This window comes from Protofrankia sp. Cas3 (assembly GCF_963555955.1).
In the GTDB taxonomy this organism is placed as follows: Bacteria; Actinomycetota; Actinomycetes; order Frankiales; family Frankiaceae; genus Protofrankia.
The window spans coordinates 66,313-85,601 of sequence record NZ_CAUVXP010000002.1 but is presented as its reverse complement, the minus strand read 5'-3'; the positions used below and the strand labels follow the sequence as shown (position 1 = coordinate 85,601).

Genomic DNA, 19,289 nt, shown 5'->3' with positions numbered 1-19,289 from the left:
CTGCGGCCTCCGGGCACACAATCTGACGATCGTCGCGCACCCTTTGGCCCTCTACGCAGTCGGCTCGTCAGCGAGGCGGAAACGGTAACCGACGCCGCGGATACTCTCGATCAGGCGAGGATGATCAGTATCGCCGGTATCCCCGAGACGGCTGCGCAGGCGGCGTACGTGCACCGCCAGCGTGTTGGTCTCATGGCTGGTCGTCCCCCACACACGTTCAAGCAGTGTCTGGCGGGTAACCACGGACCCGGCCCGTTCAAGCAGGATGCGCAGCAGCCTGAACTCCTGCGGAGGCAGCCGCACCGGTACGCCGTCCACCCGGACCTCGTATGCGACCGTGTTCAGAGTAACCCCTCCGACGCGCAACACCCCGGGCTCGGCCCGGTCCACGCCGAAGTCCCGGACGGACCGCACCAGCCCCAGCACCTCGTTGATCCGGTACGGCTTGACAACGCATGCACTCGCGCCTGCCTCCAACCCCGCCGCGGCCTGCCGCCGGTCCTGCGGGCCCACCCCAAGCAGAATCGGCATGTCGTCGCGGGTGCGGACAGTCCGCACCACGGTCACACCGTCGATGATCGGCAGACGCGCGGAAATGAGCACGACCGCCGGTGCCAGACGACCGATCTCCAGCAGTGCACGCGCACCGTCCACCACGACGCTGACCTCGACGCCATGGTCGGCTAGGGCGGACAGAAGCTCGGAGTCCGCGGCCGCGTCGGCAACCAGCAGTGTCGGGCTCCGGCCGCTCGGCAGGTCGGGCTCCTCCCCGGAGCGACGCTGCTCCGGGGCAAGGGACTCCTCTTCAAATGGCTGCACGAGATGCATCCGAGTGGTCACAATGAATTCGGGTGAGCTCGAGGCCGGCAACTGTCCGGTTCAGCCGAAACGCCCGGTGATGTACTCCTCGGTGCGCTTTTCGCTCGGCTTCGAAAAAATCTTCTCCGTCTTGTCCATCTCCACCAACCGTCCTGGATCGCCGGTCTTGTCGAGAGTGAAGAACGCCGTCGTGTCACTGACCCGAGCGGCCTGCTGCATGTTGTGCGTCACGATGACAATGGTGTAAGTCGACTTGAGTGTGGCGATCAGATCTTCGATGGCCAGGGTGGAGATCGGATCGAGGGCGGAACACGGCTCATCCATGAGCAGAACCTGCGGTTCCACCGCAATCGCGCGCGCTATGCACAACCGCTGCTGCTGTCCACCGGAGAGACCGGCGCCGGGTCGGGCGAGACGGTCCTTGACCTCCTCCCACAGGTTGGCGCCGCGCAAGGACTGCTCAACCCGCTCGTCGAGCAGTGACTTCTTGCGCGTGCCATTCAGCTTCAGCCCGGCGATGACGTTCTCGTAGATGGACATCGTCGGGAATGGATTCGGCCGTTGGAAGACCATACCGACGGTACGACGCACGTTCACCGGGTCGACCCCGGCACCGTAGAGGTCCTGACCGTCCATCCGGACCTGGCCCTCGACCCTGGCGCCGGGCAGCACCTCGTGCATGCGGTTGAGCGTCCGCAGTACAGTGGACTTTCCGCAGCCGGACGGTCCGATGAACGCGGTGACGTTCTTCGGCTCGATGCTGAAGTGGATGTCGGAGACGGCTTTGAAATTCCCGTAGTAGGCGGTCAGCCCGGAAACGTCGATACGGGTCGCCATGAGTTACCTCGGCTCGTTGCGCCGTGCCGGTACGGTGACCAGCACGGACTGCATGGACGGTGGGGACGGTGGGGACGGTGGGGACGGTGGGGACGGTGCAGAAAATACGATAGGCACGGGCGATGGCATGACCGATCACCGAACCCGTGCGAACCGGGCAACCATCCGGGCGATGATGTTCAGCAGCATCACGAGGACGATGAGCGTGAGCGCGGCGGCCCAGGCCCGGTCGACGGCCACCTGCTGCGGTGCGCCAGCCTGCGCATAGATGTAAAGCGGGAGTGCCGACTGCGGCCCGGAGAACGGGTTGAAATTGATGGAGTCGGTCCCGAAAACGGTCAGCAGCAGCGGCGCCGTTTCGCCGGCGACACGGGCCACCGCGAGCATGACACCGGTCACAATGCCTGGCAGAGCCGTCGGTATGACAATCTTGAGGATGGTTCGCCACCGGGTGACACCCAGTGCATAACTGGCCTCGCGAAGATCGTCCGGGACGAGTTTGAGCATCTCCTCGGTGGACCGCACGACGATGGGAATCATCAGAATGGTCAGGGCAAGCGCACCGGCGAAACCGGACGGCTGCTGGTCGAGCGCGAGAAGGTAGAACGAAAAGATGAACAGACCCGCGATGATCGAAGGCAAACCGGTCAGCACGTCGACGAAGAAACTGATGGTCCGGCTGATCCGCCCGCGACCGTACTCGACCAGATAGATCGCGACCAGCATGCTGAAGGGAACCGCGAAGAGGCTGGCCAGTGCGATCTGTTCCAGGGTTCCGATCAGAGCGTGGTAGATGCCGCCGCCAGCGTCCCGCGCCCCGATATTATGCATGGAGGTGGTCAGGAAGTCAATATTGATTCGCTGGGCACCCTTGGCGATCACGCTTGCCAACACTGCGACCAGCGGGATGACCGCGAGCAGGAAGGCGAGATAGACCAGTGTCGTGACGAACCGGTCGACGGCCTTGCGGGCGCCTTCGACCATGACGGACGCCACGGTCTGGCCGATCAGGTAGAACAAACCGGCAATCAGTACGAACTGTATCTTGCTGTCTATCGGCGCCACGACGTACAGCAAGATGGTGGCCACGACGGCGCCGGCACCGATGGCCGCCAGGGTGGTCATCGGCAGCTTCTGACCGGTCAGGTCAATGCCGCCGGGGCTGGTCGCCGGGGCGACAGTCGTTGTACTCATGCGGCGGTCCCCGAGAATTCACGCCGACGGGCGATGACGGCACGGGCCATTATGTTGACAAGCATCGTGACGATGAACAGGACGAGGCCGGAGGCGATGAGAGCCCCCTTCCCGACCTCGTTGGCCTCACCGAAACCGTTCGCCACATTCGCCGCGATGGTGTTGCCGGCCGGTGACAGGACGTGCCAGGAAATTCCGAATGACGCGGGAAGGACCAGCGCGACCGCGATCGTCTCACCCATCGCCCGGCCGAGTCCCAGCATCGACGCGCTGATCACGCCAGGCTTGCCGTACGGGAGTACCGCTGTTCGGATCATCTCCCAACGGGTCGCTCCGAGCGCGAGCGCCGCCTCCTTGTGCGCGGTCGGCACCTGGAGGAAGACCTCACGGGAGATCGCGGCCACAATCGGCAGAATCATGATAGCCAGGACGACGGAGGCGACGAAGATGGACCGTCCGACGAGGCCGTCATCCGTACTGAACAGGGGGATCCAGCCGAAGTAGTCGGTGAGCCACTCCTGCAGGCCATTCATCCGTGGGACGAGAACAATCAGGCCCCAAAGCCCGAAGACAACGCTGGGGACCGCCGCCAGCAGGTCGACGATGAATGCCAGCGGCGTGGCAAGGCGTCGCGGAGCGTATACCGTGATGAACAGCGCGATGCCGACCGCCACCGGCACGGAGATGGCCATTGCGATGATCGCCGTGAGCAACGTTCCGAACAGCAGTGCTGCAATTCCGAAGAACGGCGGAGATCCGTTGGGGAACCATTCCGTCGTTGTGAAGAAGCTTCCGGTGTTGGCCTGCAGCGCACTCGTCGCCTCAAGCACCAGAAAGGCTGCGATCACCGCGATGAGAACAAGCAGGCCGATGCCGGCCGTGCGGGTCAGATTCTTGAAGAACACGTCCCCGGGGCTGACCCGCGCATGCGCACTACTGCTGACGGGCTCCTTGACCGCCAGTGGCCCGTCGTCGCTCGGCGAGCCTGCGCCCTGGCCGTCCGACTCACTGCTCATCATGCCTCTCAACAGGGGGTGTCGGACGGTGTGCCCGCCCGCCTCGTGGCGAGTGGGCACACCGGCGTGGTCGTCCGGTCAGAACCCGTGGCTCTGGCCGGAGTGCAGAAGAATGATTATGAAATGGTCGCCACAACCGAACTCACCTTCGCGGCAAGGTCGGTCGGCAGCGGAGCGTATCCGAGATCGGCGATGGCGGCCTGACCACCGGTGGAGGATGTGTAGGTCAGGAAGGACTTCACCAGCGTGGCCTGGCTCGCTGCCAGACCCTTGGTGCAGGTGATCTCATAGGTGACCAGGTAGATCGGGTAGGCACCGGGCGTAGTCGCCGCGTAGTCGAAGGTCAGCTTCAGGTCGTTCCCGCTGGCGACCTTGGCCGTGCTCACACCCTTGGACGTCGCCTCGGTGCTCACCGCCACATACTCACCGGCGCCGTTCTTAATCTTTGCCGTCGACAGGTTCGCGTTCTCCGCGAAGGAGAGCTCGACATAGCCGATGGCTCCGGCGGTCGACTTCACCGTCGAGGTCACGCCGTCGCTGCCCTTGGAGCCCTGACCGCTCGGGGCCTTCCAGTCCGAACCGGAACCGAACGTCCAGTCGCTCTTGGCAGCGCCGTCCAGGAACTTGGTGAAGTTGTCCGTGGTGCCCGAACCGTCCGAACGGTGCACCGGGACGATCGGCGAACTGGGCAGCGTCACGCCGGGGTTGTCAGCCGCGATCGCCGGGTCGTTCCACTTGGTGATCGCGGCAGAATAGATCTTTGCCAAGGTCGAGGCGGAGAGCTGCAGGTCCTTCACACCGGAGAGGTTGTAAATCACCGCGACCGGCCCGGCGACCATGGGCAGGTCGACGATTTGCCCGCCAGTGCAGCGCTTGGCCGCATTGGTCGCCTGGTCACCGCTGATCGCCGAGTCCGAACCGGCAAAATCGATCTTGCCATCCACGAACGCCTGTTTGCCGGCGGAGGAGCCGACTCCCTGGTAGTTGATCGACGATCCGGGACACGCAATCTGGTACTTCTTGACCCACTCGTCCATCGCGTTCTTCTGCGCAGTCGAGCCCGAGGCGGTGATCGACCCGGTTGCGCAGGAGATCGCGCCCGTGGCGGTGCCGGCCGTCGAGCTCGGTGCCGCCGTGTTGTCGGAACCGCAGGCAGCCACCCCCAGCACCGCCGACATCGCAAGGCCCATGACCGCAACCTGACGTTTCGCTGTGTTCACAAGCGACCCTTCGTCTTCAGCGCAATGGCGCCGTTCTGTCCGCCCCCGGACCGGGGTGCCGGCGAGAATCGAAGCGATACAGCATGAACGAAAGATGAACGGAGGTGAACGCGAATCGGACGTCGAGCAAAACACATCCTGAGTCCGGGGCGGCTCTACACAGAGTTGTCGTGTCGGGTAGGACCGACTACCTCAGGTACGTCCCGGTTGCCCGGCCCACGAACCGGCGGAGCCCACGAACCGGCGGAGCCCAGGGCCCTCGCACGATGAGCGAATCACAGCCGAGCCCTCCGAGTCCAGGCAGGCCATGTGGGCAACCGAGAAAGCGTCCAATTCGCGAACGACGCCCAAAACTCCCCGTTTACCGGGATGGACCTGACTCAGGCCCACAGCGACTCTATGTCCATGAACAAAAAAGCCACACCACACGGACCCGCCGGACCGCTGACGGGCGCGACCCTCCCTGCCGCGGGCGGCGGGAACCAGACGCGCGTGCGGGAAAGTGGAGATCCGATGCACGCGCGTCCGCCCCGGGGCGAATCGCAGGTGTACTCCATCACGGCCTGCGAAGGAAGTACCGTCTCCGATCTTTGTTGGCTGCTCGGCGAGCTGCCGGACCACGCCCGTCTCGTCGACTTCGCCAGCGATACCGATGTCACGCTTGTCTTTCGCACCGACACCGACACCGTCGCCGTGGACGCCAACCGTGGGTGACAGCCGTGGGTGACAGCCGTGACCGAACCTCCGATCAGATCGGCGTGCGCTGTAGTTCCAGATCAGCGCGACTGTCGCACCAGTAGGGACCTTCGTCCTCCACCACATCCGTCATGATCACATGATGGCGTCCGACATGTCCCACCGGGAGCAGGCAGGTCAGTCCATCCACCCGGCATCCCGGCGCAGTGACCGTTGTGGGTGTAGCCCAGACCAACCACGCCTCCTGATTGCCCCAGCCCTGCAAAACCGCCATGTGCTTGTCGGGATGCCCGGTCTCGAGCGCACATGTGACCTCATCCGGTACCTCGTAGGCCGCCCCCGGGAGCCCGTCAAGCCGGCTGATGACCTCGTCGGGTACGCGTTGCCACACACCACAGGCACCATCGTCGATGGATATGCCCATCGTCGTTCCCTCCCCGCAAATACACCAAGAGCCGAGCGGCCTCATCGCGGCTCGTTCCCACCTGAGCAGGGTGACCGCGCCAACCACGATCGCCTCGGGATCGGCCGCGGTCTGCTCCGGTCGACAAGCTCCGATACAAGCACGCACAGGCCGGACCTCGCACACCGGGTGGGAACTTTCCGTTTTGTCTTGACTTCGAACAGTAACTGATCGTACGATGTTCCTGGCTACAGACCATCATCACGGTCGAACGGCTGCTTGCGGGGCTATGACGCTATGGATCAGTAGTACTACGATGCTCGGCGCCCCAGCACAGTCACCGACAGCCTGGCGTGCACTGCCGCACCGGCAAGAATAGCCGCAACGCGTGGCGGCGCTGCTACAAAGAGCAGCGCGCCGTCAGTCGTGGCTACGACACCTTCCGCTGCATCACGGGGGCGGAGAACTGCTAGGACGGTGACGTCGGATGCAACGACCGTCGCGGTACCGGCTTCGGTTGTCGGCCCTGCCGATGTGTCGCCGGTGGGCACCCCTGGCTGCCTTGTCGTCGACCCGTTCCGTGAGCTCGCGTCTGGCACGGCCATCTCGGTGGACGCCGCAAGCACGTCCACCCGATCACCGACGCGCAGGAACAGAACCGATCCGGCATCGCTGACGCGGACCGGTGTCGCGACCAGGCCAGCGGCTGCCTGCCGTTGGGTGAGCAGGCCGGGACCGAGGAACCGCGCATCGGTAATCGGTTCGCCACGACCGACCGGCGCTGCCAGGGTCCGCCCGACGGCTTCCTCGAAGCGCCGGGCGGTACCCACTGGCACGGCATCCACCGGTAACGACACGATCCGGACGTCAGTCGGGGCAATGATCGCCCCGCCCTCCAGCTCGCTGGCCGCCACAACCACCGCTGTGCCGGCCAGCGATTGGCTGGATCGCAGGGCGCCGGCGGTAAGGAGCAAAGCCAGACCGGCGAAGACACCCGCAAGAACCCGCCGCCGGGCCCCAACCGCGAGCCGCCAGGCACGTACCTCCCCGATACGCGCAGTTGTGCGTCCGGCAAGCCACATCGCGACCTCCACGATCTTCACGAGTGAACGTGAAGATCACATTAGCCACCGGGTGGGGAGCAGTCACGACCGGAGCGCGCATTGTGGACAAAGCGCTGTCCGCGTACGCCCGAGGTCGTCTCCTGTGGAAATCCGACCCATCGCGAGTGCCCGGATTACACAGACCGGTCGCCGGTGCAACCAGGGAGTCACCAACGACCTCGGGCTCCCACGGAAGCCCCGAAGGAGTCCGAGGGAGCCCGCATCGATCAGGCCGCGGCGGTACCCGAGCCACCAGAGGAGCTGCTTGAACCAGAGGAACTGGAGGAACCAGCCGATGACGCCGTGCTCGTGGCCGTCGACGAGCCTGCGGCACTCGACGTCGCGTCCACCGAGCCGCCCCCCGCGGGCGCACCAGCCCCGACGGTCTCCTTACTGGATGTGTCAGCGCCGGCCTCATTGCCGACCTTGTCTTTCGCCCGGTCCCGGACTCCACCGCCACCGGATCGGCTGTCGGTCTTGTAAAAACCGGCACCCTTGAACATGATGCCGACCGGGCTGAACACCCGGCGCAGTTTGCCGCCACAGGCGGGGCACTCGGTCAGCGCCGCATCGTTGAAACTCTGCACAACCTCAAGATCCTGATCGCACGCGGTGCAGCGGTACTCGTAGCGCGGCACGGACTCCTCCCAGGAGTTAGCACTCGACTTCGGTGACTGCCAACTCTAACCCGAGACGGCACCTCCGCGTCGACGACCACCCTCAGACCACGATCCGAGCCGGCTGTCAGCTCCGCCGGCACAGCGTCAACGCCAATGATCACTACACCGCGCACCAATAGCGCTACCGCGGGTCCACTGGCAAGCCGGCAGCCCCGCACCGCACCGTGGCACGCGGTGTGACAACGACGTGGACGCCGATATCGTGGGGTTCGGTCGGCACGTGGGCGACCAGCTCGTGGTCGTGCACCATTGCCACGATCAGCGCGTCCGGTCTCGCGCGCCGCAGCGCCCGGTCGTAGGAGCCACCGCCACGCCCCAATCGCCCTCCACGCACGTCGGCCGCCAACGCCGGAACAACGATGACATCCGCACGGATAAGATCAACAATCACTGCACCGAGCGGAGGTTCACGAGTTCCAAAGGCGCCTGCAATCAGCGATCCGTTGTACTCACGGAAATCCAGGTCGAGATCGGGTCGCATCGACGGCAGCAGGACACCCACCCCCCGGGCCCGCAGCTGCCCGAGAAGCCGACCTGTCTCCGGCTCGCCGGGCAGGTTCACATACGCAGCCACGCAGCGCGCCGCGGCCACCTCGGGAAGATCCAATACGCGTCGGGTCGACGAAGCGGCGGTGTACGCCTCGATCGAACCCTCTGACGCCGATCCGCCACCCGCCCCGAAGTCGGTACGGGCGATCCGACCGGCGCGTGCCGCGAGCTGGCGCGCCCGCAGCTCGACCTTCAGACTGTTCAGAGCCTCATCCGCGGGCATGTCAGGACGTGTCGCGGTCGATGTGATGCGGTGGACGTTCGGCGCGCAGCCACTCGATGTCGGTGTCCGCGCCCTCCTGCGAGGTGTCCCGGTCGTCGCCCCATCCGATGTCACGATCGTCGTCGGAGCGTGCGTCGTCCCACACGAGCGTTTCTCCTTCCCAGTTCGGAAGCTTCGGACATCCCGCCCGGCCCGGCGAGCCCGGCGGGCTTCCCGCCGCTGCAGGCGGCCCATCCGCCCCACCGTGCTCAGCTGGCAGCCTCTCGGCTGACGCTCCGGTCATGTCGCGGTCCGCGCCGAGCCACCGTCGCCCGGCGAACCCGGATCCCCCGCGCCCTCCACAACACGTGCGATCGCGTCCGCGACCGCATCCAACGCGTCGCGCACACCCGCCGAGTATGCCTCGAAATCACCGTCTGACCTGCGCATTCCCTTCTCCGTCACGACTTCGGGTACGACATCGATCGCCGCCCGCACGGCGCGACGATAGCGGGGGACCGAGACTGGAGGGTCCCCTTGTGGATCTTGATCGTATGCCTCGTCGTGATCCAGCGTCGCCCGAACCACGTCGCGGCGGGTTACCGGTGTCACCATCCGTATCCTCCCAGAACATTTGCTGTTCAGCAAAACAAACCATAGCGGTGTGCTTGGCTACCAGCAAAGCCGTTACGCTGTTCCGGTGGACGACAGTGAGCGGCTGGTCGGCATCGGGGACATAGCCTTCCAACTGAAGATCACGCGCCAGGCGGTTGACTACTGGACGCGCCGAGACCCTCAGTTCCCTGCTCCGCTACAGGTCATCAACGCACCTACCTCGACATCCAAAGGCACCCGTGTGTGGCGCAAACGCGACGTCGACGCGTGGATCGTCGAGTACTACAGGCGGCGAAGGGCCTAGTCAGCCAGAGCTCTCGCATCCCCAGCGACGTTCGGCAGTCCGAGCCCGGGTCGGCCAGGGCCGCCCGGGCTGGCGTGAACATGCCCTCTGGAGGTCGGATTCAACCAGTCAGGTCGCTGTCCACTGATGCGGATGCGGATGCGGATACATGTGCACGTGCGGATGCGGATGCGGATGCCACCAACAGGCCACACTGGATTCGGGTTCGTCACCGCCATCCGGGCGGCAGGGCTTTGTCGACCGACGTTGTCGAGGTCATTTTCGATGACCTAATATTTTTAGGGGATTCGCTCATAAGAGTGCCCGGGAATAGGGGTGTGGATCAAAGATCGGGACTGGCGGACATGCATCGCAAGGCGGGAGCCATGCCCAGAAGATCCAAAAACAGGATCTCAGGTCTGTCCGATCCCACCCGCTCCCGATCCATCCCCGTCACCATAAAGATCATGTGCCGGCTCATCGGTGCCACGCTCGCACGAGTCTCCGCCGGCCGCACCGAGCACAAGCCACAGCAGCCGCACCTGCCGGGGCGAAAGACCGCTCACAAAGTGACGCAACGCCGCGTCCTGGTCGGCGACCTGACCCAGCAACGCAAGCATTCGTGCGGAGGCATACTCCTCCTGAGATCGGGTCGCGTGGTACATCCACACCCGCCGGACGCGTACCCGTTCGACATGTCCCTTGGTGATGAGACGCCCAAGTGTGGTGGCTATTGTACTGTGCGCGAGCCCCCCACCCAGGTTGTGCTGGATGGTGCCGGTACTCACGGGCATTCGAGCATCCCACAGCGCCGCGAGGACAGCTCCTTCGAGTTCGCCCGGCTGGCGGCGGATCACCGCGCCGGAGGCGGTCTGCGTCTGGTCGGTCTGTCCGGGATCGTTCTCCGGCCAGCCGGGATCGCCGTGGCGTCGTGGCGACCATGTGTCACGAGTGGTCAACAAGGGCCATCCTCGAAGGTTCGAATGACGGGGAGCGGCCGGCGACAGGGGGCGCGACGTCGCGGGTCGCAGCGCTGTCCCTCTCAGCCTGGCGGACGCGCGAGAACGGGCACCCGGTCGGACCCAGCCGATCGCGACCGGACCGATCGCGACCGGACCGATCACAGTCTGGATACGAAATTGCCCGCGGATACCCCGGACGCAGCTCTGTGGACCGGCTCTGTGGACCGGCTCTGTGGACCGGCTCAGAGGCCGAGTACGCAGCGACCGCCAACCCTAATGATCGACAAGGTGGTGCGGCGGTCCCGGCCACATACGCATCCCGGCGGCCCCCGTCGGACCATGGCATAACGCAGGATCCAGCCTGGCGAACGCCTGCCGAAGCCGAACACACCGGCTGGCTGCCCCGCAGAACCGTGGTGTGCCGATACTCCTACCAGGCCGGCGGTCACCGTTGGGAAAAGAAGCGAAAGCACGCCACGCACGGCTCGGGTCGCAAGCGTCCATGCACGATCGATAGGCCGCCGGCGCCACCGCGGTAGCCCGGCACGGCTCGTGTAACGGACGAAGTAGCCGAATGACGCAGCACGCCCGCAAGCGGGACCCGCCGACACCGATACCGCGCAGGCAGCTGTTCCGGTCATGCCTGGGAGCGACTCTCGAATGTATTTCGCCGTACCGCCGGCGACGGACCGGATGCGGACCGGCCAGCTCGACCAGACCACGGGATGCCCCGTCGGTCGACCACGAGCCCGTCCACCACGAGCCCACCCAGTCGGACCCGGCGTCGCGACATGTGCTGGAGCCCGCCCGTCTGTAGTTGCGTGCGCCCGAACTCGGCGCCTCACCTGCTCAACGAGCAGTTTATGCACCGGAGATGGAGCAACGCAGGCACAACCCGACGGAAGCTACTGTGCTTACGCCCTCAGGGTGAATCCCACCCGACCGACCCCGCCCCAGGGCAACGCCACACAGGCCAACACCACAGGCCAACACCACAGACCAGCAGCACAGGGACCAACTCTGTACAGACTAAACCGGTACAGACCAATCAGGATAAACCAGGTCGATACCGAACAGGTCCACCGTGAAGCACTCAGGCTGCCCGCAGCTGCGCCGTTCGCACCAGCGCGTCACACGTCTCCTCCGTACGCGTCACATCAACGCACAGGGAAGTCACGAATGCATTCAACGCCTCCTGGACGACAACCACCGACTCATGCGCGGGTACCGGACAGTCGAGCTCCAGAAACATACCCAGACCGTCCAGTTCATCGACGCAGAGTGATACGTCTCCCACCCGTGCCGTTCGCCGTGTCTTGGCCACCCGCACCGTCGGGCAGAAACCCATGTTCAGGATCGCCTGATGCATCTGGTCACGATCAGCAACCTCGGTCTCGTATGCATCACATGCCTGGGCGTTAACAGTCGGCCGCCGCAACGCGAAAAAATGACGGTTGTTTATCGTACGAAGCCGTGGGAAGGAGACGCCCAGCCGACTGTCGGCGAACGTCCAGCGATCGGGAGCGTACGCCTGGTCATCCTGAAAGAACGGCTCGCCCAGGTCGATGCCTCGCGCCTTGAGGGTCAGGAGGAGCGCCTCCCTGTCTCTCACATGGAACTTGACCTTAACCTCGCGCACACAAGCCTCCCCATCGTCTGTCCCGCCATCCCCCGACGCGACAGCCTGGCACATAACCGAACGACCAGAAGTGACACCCACCGCCAAAGCTATAGAGTCGGATGGACGTTGGATGCCAACGGAGTGGGCATGACCACATCTTTCTGGCACGCATCTGAGCCGAGCCACGCGACGTCGACCCTCAGCTGACAACCAGCAACAGTCAGCACACGTTCCACCCTTCCATCCGGCAGCGGCGCATTGGTTCGAGAGCCACTCGCTTCCATCCTCGGGCGCCCGCTCCATCCGTCGTCGGCGGCTCCCGTCATCCCACGCCGGTTGCGACGGAGCGCCACGTCACAAACATGTTGCACGCGAGCGGTGAGCGGAAACTCCGCTACCGCCACCGGATCAGCGACCCAACCGCCTCCGCGGCCGGGTCGAAGCCGAGCACCCGTCGGTCACGAGAGCGAAGCCACCGACAACCGGATGGTGCTCGATCTGGTGAGTTCGGGCAAGTCCGGCTCCCTTCCCGAAACCGGCCTTGCCAGATCACCCCCGTGCGACGAGGTCCCCGCGCCCACCGGATCGAGCCCACCTGATCGAACCCATGGACCGGTAACCCGGGAGATATAGCTGATATCAACGGGTCCCGCACCACGGCCACGATCGAAATTCGCGACGCATTCATCACGATTCGCAAGGTCTTTCGGAGGTTCGTCCGCCCGGCGATGGAAGCGATAATACAGAAGCGACGGAAACAGAACCGGCCGAGATGGGACCTGCCGACTCCGCTGAAGACATTTCAGGCGCGTCGGCGCAGCTATCCCGGATTTCCGGTGGTCCCGCTTCAGCCAGCACCCGGTGGAACTATCCGGCCAGACCCCGTCACGCACCGGCGCTCTCCAGCGAGCCGTCCGCCGAACTGTGTGATCATATTTGCCAACCGGCCCGCAGACTCCCGAGAAGCGCGAGCGAGCAGCGGAGAACCAGTCGGTCACGGTCACCTTCAAAGGCCCCAGTATGCTCCGGTACGGATCAGTTGCAGACATCGCACCACGGGGAGCAGCGGATGGGACCTACCTCAACGGACGGTCGCGCCCGCGACAACACCGACAGCGGCGGCGACGACAACGGCGGCGGCTACGGCTACGGCGACAGCGACAAGACCGACAGCGGCGGCTACGGCGGTAGTCGCAGCGGCGACACCACCGCCGTCGCCCGACCGACGAGACACCGGGAGGGTTTCCACTCGGTGCTGAGCACGCGGCGCCGGCTGTGGCTGCCGCTCGGCGGCGCTATCGCGGCTGTCGTCGTCATCCTTGTCCTCCTCGTCGTCGTCCTGGGTGGTGGTGGCGGCTCCTCGGCCCCGCACGCCGCCGGTACAACCGGATCCACGACCGCGGCGAGCCCGCAGACCTCCGCCGCTGCATCCGGCCGCTGGGTGCTTGCCGTCGACGCGCGCCCGCTGGACGGGCAGTCCGTGTCGGCCGGCATGGATGTCACCCTGAATCCGGGTACGGACACCCTTGACAAGGTCGAACGCGTCAAGTTCTCTCTCGACGGCAACACGGTGCTCGATGATCGGGACGCTCCGTTCACAGTCCATCTCGACGCGGTGGCCGCGGGCAAGCACACACTGACCGCACGGGTCCGTACGAACACCGAGAGTGCCGAAGTGGCAGCCGCCTTCACATCCACCGGGGATGGATCGACATCGGCCACGTCGGCTCCGGCCGCCGCGCCGACCGCCGAGGTACCAGCCGCCGTGCTGGCACAGGTACCGAACGCGCCGGATCCATTGCGGACAGTCCCGGTTTCCAATGCGGATCAACTGACCGCCGCGCTCGCGTCCGCCCAGCCGGGAGACCTCATCAATCTCGCGGACGGCCAGTACAGCGGACACTTCGTCGCCAGCCAGCCCGCGAACGCGAAGGCTCCGATCACGGTGCGCGGCTCCCGCAACGCGGTGATCGACGGAGGGTCGATCAAGGAAGGCTACGGCTTCCATCTCGACAACGCCGACTACTGGCGGCTGGAGGGTTTCACGATCCAGAACGGCCAGAAGGGGGTGATGACCGACCAGACCAGCGGCGCGGTCATCACCGGACTGCTGGTGCGCAACGTCGGTGACGAGGCCATCCACCTGCGGAACTTCTCCACCGACAACTTCGTCGTTGGATGCACCGTCAGCGGCACCGGCCGCAAGGAAGCCGGCTTCGGCGAGGGCATCTACATCGGTACGGCCAAGTCGAACTGGACGAAGTTCAGCGGCGGAAAGCCGGACAACTCCGACCGCAACCAGATCATCGGTAACACCATCAGCGGAGTCACCGCCGAGGCCGTCGACATCAAAGAAGCAACAACGGGCGGCGTTCTGAGCAACAACAGCTTCGACGGTTCGACGATCACCGGGGCGAACTCCGCAGACTCCTGGGTGGATGTCAAGGGCAACAACTGGCGTATCGAGGGCAACAGGGGTGTGAACAGTCCGAAGGATGGCATCCAGACCCATGTCCTGCTCGACGGCTGGGGCACGGGGAACATCATCACCGGCAACACCCTCGACGTCCGCGGCCCCGGCTACGGCGTCAGCATCGACAAGCCGGACAGGACCAGGAACACCGTCTCGTGCAGCAACACCGTCACCGCTGCGGCCAGCGGCCTGTCCAACGTGCCCTGCACCCGGTGAGGACGGACGCCGCCCTACCCGTCGGGTCCGGCTGCCGGACCGGGACCGGGACCGGGACCGGGACCAACGTGGCGTGAAATTTGAGGACGAAGTCGCTGGTGCTCGTACGTTGCGGGATATGGATGAACTCGCGCAGGAGAGCCTGACGTGTCGGTGGCACGCGCGTCAGCCGCTGAGCAGATGGTCCCGGCGCTGCGGCCTGCAATCTCCCTCATCGACCACGAGGGGGTGACATTGATGGCCGCCGAGGTGGAAGAGCTCCCCCGCAATCAGAAACCGTGCTATGTGCGCAACAAAGGTATGGAACGTGGCTCGTACCTCCGCGTAGGGGAGAGCGACCGTCGACTCACGAGCGAAGAGGTGCAACAACTCACCGCTGAACGCGGCCAGCCGCGCTTCGACCATGAACCGGTGCCCGATATAAATCCAAAAACCACTGAACACTGGCTTGGGCGTCTTAAGCAAGAGGGGCTGGTGGAATCCGCGGTTGCCGGGCGCGGCCACCGCGACACGCGATACCGCTTGACCCCGACTGCCCGGAAGCAGAACACACCATTCCAGTGACCAGGCGTCAATCCCGATCAGGCAATCTGGCTGCACGGATCGCGCACGTTACCTGCGGAGCGCTCCGGGTTGCGTTCCGCGGAGCATGGCCCGACCCGGTCGATTACTCCTTCGGTGACAGCAAGATCGGCGTTTCCTTCCGCCGCCCCCGAACTTCCGGACGCGGTTCCCACGGGAGGTCCAGGCGTGCTTCCGGGTGAAACTTTCCGCGGCACACTGACACCGACGTCACGTGCGCCGACGCCATCAGGCCCGCACAGCCACGAGGGGATTAACATGGACATCGGACGGGTCGGCATCTGGTCGATCGCCCTGGATACACAACCGCTGTCCGCCGCACAGGACGCGGTCGCCGAACTCGACGAGCTCGGGTTCGCCGCCCTGTGGATTCCCGAGGCTACGGGCAAGGAGATCATGAGCCACGCGGCGCTGCTACTCGCCGCCAGCCGGCGCATGGTCGTCGCCACCGGGATCGCGAACCTGTGGGCCCGCGACGCGACCGCCATGGTCAACGCCCAGCGCACCCTGACCGAAGGATTCCCCGACCGTTTCCTGCTCGGTATCGGCGTCAGCCACACCCCCGCCATCGCCCACCGCGGCCACCACGGCCACCAGATGGCCAGCCCACTCCAGGTCACCCGCGACTACCTCACCGCCATGGACGCCGCCCCCTACTACGGCGCCCCACCCGCCACCGGTCTGCACCGCATCCTCGCGGCCCTCGGACCGAAGATGCTCAGGCTCGCCGCCGAACTCACCGGCGGCGCACATACCTACACCGTTCCCGTCGAACACACGGAATTCGCCCGCCGCCACCTCGGAGAAGGACCCCTTCTGATCCCCGAACAGAAAGTCGTCCTCGTCACCGACCCCGGCGACGCCCGCCGCATCGCCCGCGCCAACGTCAGCCGCGTCATCCGCCTCCCCAACTACGCCAACAACCTGCGCCGACACGGCTTCACCGACGACGACCTCGCCGGCCAGGGCAGCGACCGCCTCATCGACGCCCTCGTCGCCTGGGGCACCCTTGACGACATCCACCGCAGAGTCAAAGACCACCTCGATGCCGGCGCGGACCACGTCGCCCTCCAGGTCCTGACCGCCGACCCGACAACACTCCCCCGTCGGGAATGGGGCGAACTCGCCGCGCTGATCCACTAGACGAGTACGCGCGCCCGACAACACGAACGTGGATCAAGGAACGGAGCTGGGGTTCGACCGCGTGGCACCCTTCGACCTGGCCAAACGGTGCCTGCTGTCGAACAGTCCCTGTGGACGGTGCAGGAACCCGCGCGGTTCCTGCACATTCCCGGGAACATCGTCTCCAGGACGAGCCGCAGTCCGTCCAACGTCAGCCTCTCTTGAATGCCTCCCGGCGCAGCATCTGGAACAGTGTGGGAGCGCCCTCGAGCGTTGTCACTGCGACCGCCTTACGCACGAACCGGGCATTTCCCGCCTGCTCGAGCAAGCTCGCGGCGAGGTCGGCGCGGCTGGTGAAGATGCCCGGCGCCTGATCCTCGTGAAGCTCGTACCTCGTCACCCCGACAGCATCGAACAGGCCCGACGGGCGCATGATCGTCCACTCCAGGTCGCTGGCGCGGACGAGTTCCTCCATGAGCCGCATGTCCGCGTACGTCGTCTTGCCAATCGTCGCAGTGAGCAACGGCTGCATGACTCGGTTCAGCAGGAAACCGCCGTCAGCATGGTAGTGCGGCTCGGTGGCACTCGAGCTGACCACGACCAGTCGCTTGATCCCGTGCTTGGCCATCGCGGCGACGATGGTGCGCACGCCGTCGCTGTAGACGCTGATCGGCTTGCGCGTGAAGGGCACACCGAGCGTCGACAGCACGACATGTGCCCCGTCGATCGCGCGATCGACGGCCGGCGCGTCATGTACGTCGGCCTCCACGACGTCCAGTCCTTCGTGCGTGACAGGGAAATCGGCCGGCCGCCTGGTCACCGCTACGACGTCGTGGCGGGCGGCTAGCGCCTGCTCCGTCAGCAGTCGGCCGGTCGACCCGTTGGCCCCGAAGACGACGATCCTCATGGTTACGCTCCTCCTGACCCTCGGGCGCAGGTCGCGATCTAGTAATACGAATCTCGTATGATACGAAAACGATAGCATGACGTGGGGAGGTCAGGGGGCTTGACAGCGCGAGGTGTTGACGGATCGGCATCTGGCGAGGGAGGACGAACCCGGAGCCGGCGGATCGCCGAGGCCAAGCTGAGCCTGCGCGAGCTGCGGATCGAACTGGCAGTGCTCAATCACCGGGTGGGCTCGCGGATAGAGATCAAAGATGTTGACTTCGACTGTCTCGACGTCATCACGCGCCACGGCCCGATCAGCCCGAGCGCTCTTGCACGGCGCGTCGGTGTGCATCTGGCCACGATGACCGGCATTCTCGACCGCCTCGAGAGGGGCGGTTGGATCGTGCGCGACCGGGTCGAGAGCGACCGGCGTGCCGTGCTCATACGCGGTGTGCCCGACAAGCAGCGCGACATCTTCCGGCTGTACGACGGTATGAACCGCTCGCTGGACAGGATCCTTGAGAACTACAGCGACGACGAGATCGACCTCGTCGTCGACTTCCTGCGACGCTGCACCGAAGCCGGGCAATCTGCCACGGACCAGCTCGCGAAGGACTCGAATACCTGATCGGAAAAATTGACCGGAACGGTCTGCTCGACATCCCGCCGGGCGGTGGGGTTGACCGACTTGGGCTTGGGCAGCACCGCCCGCAGCCGGCTCATTGCCGTGACCGCGCCTGTTGCCACGCGCCGCGCAAGCCCAGCGGGGCTAGGAGCGCCCGGCAAGAGGGTGTAGATCAAGGAGTGGAGTGGGCCGCGTAGAGCACCGCTACCCGGGCCTCCTCGCGCCTCGCAACGCATCCACCGCAACCCCACTCCTTGATCCGCATTCCCTTCGGTGCGACGAGTGGAAGGAAGACATCAGGAGGTGCCAGTTTTCGGGCAGAAAATGTATGTCAACCATCCACTCGTGCTCGGCCGGCTACCGCCTGACGGCGCTCCCGCCCGCAACGGGCCGACCGCAACCGCCGAGGGAGGCGAGCCCACAGTGATCGCCAATGCCGAGGACTCCCGGACGACCCCGGCCGTGGTCGACCTGGTGCGCGAACTCGCCGGCGGTGAGGAACCGAACAAGGGCCTCAACCCGGATGAGGCCGTCGCGATCGGCACCTCGCTGCAGTCCGATTTCACGAACCTCGCGGTCAAAAGCCCCTTGTTGCTCGACGTCAACCCGCTCTCCCTCAGCATCGAGAGCAACACGACCATCACCGCCATCCGGGAGGCCACCACCGAACTCGCCAAGGCCGGCTCGGCTCGGCGATGAGCCAGTCGCTCTACGCCGACATCGTGGACGAGGAGGACAAGAAGTGATCTCCTCCCCCGTGGTGAAATCAGCCTGACCACGTGACCGACGCTCGAGGCGACGACGCCACCAGGACAACAACCAAGACCAGCCGTTGCCGACGGCAGGACCACCAGCTCGACTGATCACAAAAGTCTGGCTGGAGTGCTGTCGGGAGAACATGAACAAGAATCCACCCACCACAGCTGAAATTATGTGATCTTCACCGTGTGGCGGTGAACCGCGGAGCCCGGGTTCCCGATTGTCGGGACGTAACCCGAGGCTGTCCCACGCCTCACCACAGCCATAATGGTCAATACTGACCATGGCAACCGACAGATATCAGGCAGCCACCGGGTTTTCAACCCGCGACGACAGAAATGTGGATACGGACGATCTTGAGTAAAGATCAAAAACTGCCAGGGTCGGCGGATTCACCAACTCGATAGCTGATCGACAGCGATGG

The 19,289-nt window shown here is 65.1% G+C and carries 21 protein-coding genes; 7 read left to right on the top strand and 14 right to left on the bottom strand.

The window, feature by feature from the left end; all coding sequences use genetic code 11:
* Nucleotides 1-51: 51 nt before the first annotated feature.
* The 5 genes from U9983_RS00955 to pstS form a co-directional block, all read right to left on the bottom strand.
* Entirely contained in the window at nt 52-819 is a 768-nt protein-coding gene (locus U9983_RS00955; protein WP_416211234.1) for a response regulator transcription factor, read from the bottom strand.
* A gap of 60 nt (nt 820-879) precedes the next feature.
* Nucleotides 880-1,656, bottom strand: coding sequence for a phosphate ABC transporter ATP-binding protein PstB (gene pstB, locus U9983_RS00950; RefSeq protein ID WP_322752198.1), 777 nt, complete (start codon nt 1,654-1,656; stop codon nt 880-882).
* Nucleotides 1,657-1,791: 135 nt separating this feature from the next.
* Nucleotides 1,792-2,850 carry a phosphate ABC transporter permease PstA gene (pstA, locus tag U9983_RS00945; protein WP_322752197.1) on the bottom strand — a complete coding sequence of 353 codons (1,059 nt, stop codon included), beginning with the start codon at nt 2,848-2,850 and terminating at the stop codon, nt 1,792-1,794.
* Complete coding sequence (gene pstC, locus U9983_RS00940; RefSeq protein WP_322752216.1) at nt 2,847-3,866, bottom strand: phosphate ABC transporter permease subunit PstC; 1,020 nt, start codon at nt 3,864-3,866, stop codon at nt 2,847-2,849. The genes pstA and pstC overlap by 4 nt, the downstream gene beginning before the upstream one ends.
* Nucleotides 3,867-3,982: 116 nt before the next feature.
* Nucleotides 3,983-5,086, bottom strand: coding sequence for a phosphate ABC transporter substrate-binding protein PstS (gene pstS, locus U9983_RS00935; RefSeq protein WP_322752196.1), 1,104 nt, complete (start codon nt 5,084-5,086; stop codon nt 3,983-3,985).
* 513 nt (nt 5,087-5,599) lie between these two features.
* Between pstS and U9983_RS00930 the strand changes: the two genes are divergently transcribed.
* Nucleotides 5,600-5,800 (top strand): hypothetical protein, encoded by a 201-nt coding sequence (locus tag U9983_RS00930; RefSeq protein WP_322752195.1) that lies wholly within the window; start codon nt 5,600-5,602, stop codon nt 5,798-5,800.
* Between the two features lie 34 nt (nt 5,801-5,834).
* On the opposite strand, the gene U9983_RS00925 is transcribed toward U9983_RS00930, so the two are convergent.
* The 6 genes from U9983_RS00925 to U9983_RS00900 all read right to left on the bottom strand — a co-directional run bounded on the left by U9983_RS00925 (nt 5,835) and on the right by U9983_RS00900 (nt 9,334).
* Complete coding sequence (locus tag U9983_RS00925; protein WP_322750548.1) at nt 5,835-6,206, bottom strand: hypothetical protein; 372 nt, start codon at nt 6,204-6,206, stop codon at nt 5,835-5,837.
* 290 nt (nt 6,207-6,496) lie between these two features.
* On the bottom strand, nt 6,497-7,288 hold the full coding sequence (locus U9983_RS00920; RefSeq protein WP_322752194.1) for an SAF domain-containing protein: 792 nt from the start codon (nt 7,286-7,288) through the stop codon (nt 6,497-6,499).
* Nucleotides 7,289-7,515: 227 nt separating this feature from the next.
* On the bottom strand, nt 7,516-7,926 hold the full coding sequence (locus tag U9983_RS00915; protein ID WP_322752193.1) for an FmdB family zinc ribbon protein: 411 nt from the start codon (nt 7,924-7,926) through the stop codon (nt 7,516-7,518).
* A 163-nt stretch (nt 7,927-8,089) separates the two neighbouring features.
* A complete protein-coding gene (locus tag U9983_RS00910; RefSeq protein WP_322752192.1) occupies nt 8,090-8,740 on the bottom strand; it encodes a 5-formyltetrahydrofolate cyclo-ligase in 651 nt (216 codons plus the stop codon).
* Between the two features lies 1 nt (nt 8,741).
* Nucleotides 8,742-8,885 carry a hypothetical protein gene (locus U9983_RS00905; protein WP_322752191.1) on the bottom strand — a complete coding sequence of 48 codons (144 nt, stop codon included), beginning with the start codon at nt 8,883-8,885 and terminating at the stop codon, nt 8,742-8,744.
* A gap of 134 nt (nt 8,886-9,019) precedes the next feature.
* Entirely contained in the window at nt 9,020-9,334 is a 315-nt protein-coding gene (locus tag U9983_RS00900; protein ID WP_322752190.1) for a hypothetical protein, read from the bottom strand.
* A gap of 85 nt (nt 9,335-9,419) precedes the next feature.
* Here U9983_RS00900 and U9983_RS00895 point away from each other — a divergent pair, with 85 nt between their 5' ends.
* Nucleotides 9,420-9,638, top strand: a complete 219-nt coding sequence (locus U9983_RS00895; RefSeq protein ID WP_322752189.1) for a hypothetical protein — start codon at nt 9,420-9,422, stop codon at nt 9,636-9,638.
* A gap of 392 nt (nt 9,639-10,030) precedes the next feature.
* Here U9983_RS00895 and U9983_RS00890 read toward each other — a convergent pair whose 3' ends face one another.
* Together U9983_RS00890 and U9983_RS00885 are read right to left on the bottom strand one after the other, a co-directional pair.
* Nucleotides 10,031-10,576 (bottom strand): BlaI/MecI/CopY family transcriptional regulator, encoded by a 546-nt coding sequence (locus tag U9983_RS00890; protein WP_322752188.1) that lies wholly within the window; start codon nt 10,574-10,576, stop codon nt 10,031-10,033.
* A 1,096-nt stretch (nt 10,577-11,672) separates the two neighbouring features.
* Nucleotides 11,673-12,272, bottom strand: a complete 600-nt coding sequence (locus U9983_RS00885; RefSeq protein WP_322752215.1) for a class IV adenylate cyclase — start codon at nt 12,270-12,272, stop codon at nt 11,673-11,675.
* 997 nt (nt 12,273-13,269) lie between these two features.
* On the opposite strand from U9983_RS00885, the gene U9983_RS00880 reads away from it, so the two are divergent.
* From U9983_RS00880 to U9983_RS00870, 3 genes are all read left to right on the top strand, one after another.
* Nucleotides 13,270-14,889, top strand: a complete 1,620-nt coding sequence (locus U9983_RS00880; protein WP_322752187.1) for a right-handed parallel beta-helix repeat-containing protein — start codon at nt 13,270-13,272, stop codon at nt 14,887-14,889.
* Nucleotides 14,890-15,036: 147 nt separating this feature from the next.
* Nucleotides 15,037-15,453 (top strand): hypothetical protein, encoded by a 417-nt coding sequence (locus tag U9983_RS00875; RefSeq protein WP_322752186.1) that lies wholly within the window; start codon nt 15,037-15,039, stop codon nt 15,451-15,453.
* 276 nt (nt 15,454-15,729) lie between these two features.
* Nucleotides 15,730-16,614, top strand: a complete 885-nt coding sequence (locus U9983_RS00870) for an LLM class F420-dependent oxidoreductase (RefSeq protein WP_322752185.1) — start codon at nt 15,730-15,732, stop codon at nt 16,612-16,614.
* A gap of 190 nt (nt 16,615-16,804) precedes the next feature.
* Here the strand turns inward: U9983_RS00870 and U9983_RS00865 are convergent, their stop codons facing one another.
* A complete protein-coding gene (locus tag U9983_RS00865) occupies nt 16,805-17,500 on the bottom strand; it encodes an NAD(P)-dependent oxidoreductase (protein WP_322752184.1) in 696 nt (231 codons plus the stop codon).
* A gap of 99 nt (nt 17,501-17,599) precedes the next feature.
* Between U9983_RS00865 and U9983_RS00860 the strand changes: the two genes are divergently transcribed.
* Both U9983_RS00860 and U9983_RS27620 read left to right on the top strand, forming a co-directional pair.
* The gene (locus U9983_RS00860; protein ID WP_322752183.1) at nt 17,600-18,109 is read left to right on the top strand and encodes a MarR family transcriptional regulator; all 510 of its coding nucleotides are present in this window, start codon (nt 17,600-17,602) and stop codon (nt 18,107-18,109) included.
* Between the two features lie 300 nt (nt 18,110-18,409).
* Entirely contained in the window at nt 18,410-18,805 is a 396-nt protein-coding gene (locus tag U9983_RS27620) for an Hsp70 family protein (RefSeq protein WP_416211233.1), read from the top strand.
* Nucleotides 18,806-19,289: the final 484 nt, after the last annotated feature.

What these genes read in the sequence shown, in the direction of transcription:
- U9983_RS00880 (WP_322752187.1), top strand. Translation starts at nt 13,270, where the DNA reads ATGGGACCTACCTCAACGGACGGTCGCGCCCGCGACAACACCGACAGC.
- U9983_RS00885 (WP_322752215.1), bottom strand. Translation starts at nt 12,272, where the DNA reads ATGTGCCAGGCTGTCGCGTCGGGGGATGGCGGGACAGACGATGGGGAG.
- U9983_RS00910 (WP_322752192.1), bottom strand. Translation starts at nt 8,740, where the DNA reads ATGCCCGCGGATGAGGCTCTGAACAGTCTGAAGGTCGAGCTGCGGGCG.
- U9983_RS00870 (WP_322752185.1), top strand. Translation starts at nt 15,730, where the DNA reads ATGGACATCGGACGGGTCGGCATCTGGTCGATCGCCCTGGATACACAA.
- U9983_RS00925 (WP_322750548.1), bottom strand. Translation starts at nt 6,206, where the DNA reads ATGGGCATATCCATCGACGATGGTGCCTGTGGTGTGTGGCAACGCGTA.
- pstC (WP_322752216.1), bottom strand. Translation starts at nt 3,866, where the DNA reads ATGAGCAGTGAGTCGGACGGCCAGGGCGCAGGCTCGCCGAGCGACGAC.
- U9983_RS00930 (WP_322752195.1), top strand. Translation starts at nt 5,600, where the DNA reads ATGCACGCGCGTCCGCCCCGGGGCGAATCGCAGGTGTACTCCATCACG.
- U9983_RS00900 (WP_322752190.1), bottom strand. Translation starts at nt 9,334, where the DNA reads ATGGTGACACCGGTAACCCGCCGCGACGTGGTTCGGGCGACGCTGGAT.
- pstA (WP_322752197.1), bottom strand. Translation starts at nt 2,850, where the DNA reads ATGAGTACAACGACTGTCGCCCCGGCGACCAGCCCCGGCGGCATTGAC.
- U9983_RS00865 (WP_322752184.1), bottom strand. Translation starts at nt 17,500, where the DNA reads ATGAGGATCGTCGTCTTCGGGGCCAACGGGTCGACCGGCCGACTGCTG.
- pstB (WP_322752198.1), bottom strand. Translation starts at nt 1,656, where the DNA reads ATGGCGACCCGTATCGACGTTTCCGGGCTGACCGCCTACTACGGGAAT.